Source organism: Bradyrhizobium sp. NBAIM08 (assembly GCF_020193935.1).
In the GTDB taxonomy this organism is placed as follows: domain Bacteria; phylum Pseudomonadota; class Alphaproteobacteria; order Rhizobiales; family Xanthobacteraceae; genus Bradyrhizobium; species Bradyrhizobium yuanmingense.
The window spans coordinates 1-417 of the sequence record NZ_JADYVR010000749.1; the positions used below are offsets into that span (position 1 = coordinate 1).

General features: G+C 72.2%; 1 protein-coding gene. It reads left to right on the forward strand.

What is annotated here, in order from left to right; translation table 11 throughout:
• Window positions 1–417 (forward strand): family 43 glycosylhydrolase (locus I6F37_RS41885; RefSeq protein WP_225154656.1); only part of this gene is annotated, 417 nt, incomplete at both ends.

Genomic DNA, 417 nt, shown 5'->3' on the forward strand with positions numbered 1-417 from the left:
ACACCAACCCCGTCATCGCCTTTGACTGCCCGGACCCGGGCGTCGTCGCCGTGCCGGACGCGGACGTGCCCGGGTTCGCCGCCGTGTGCACCGGCGGGAAGTTCCCCGTCCGCTTCTCGCGCACGCTCGTCACCTGGGCCGACACCGGTGGCTTCATCCTCCCCGACGGAAAGCCGGCGTGGGCGGCCAACGGCGGCCGGAACTGGGCGCCGGAGATCCACCGCGTGGGCGAGGGCTACGTCGCGTACTTCACGTCGGTGAACGCCGCCAACGTGCTCTCCATCGGCGCCGCCGGCGCGCCCGCGGCCACCGGCCCCTTCACCGACATCGGTGCGCCGCTGGTGCAGCACCCGGACGGCGTCATCGACGCCTCGTTCTTCGAGGACGACGACGGCTCACGGTGGCTCACCTACAAGA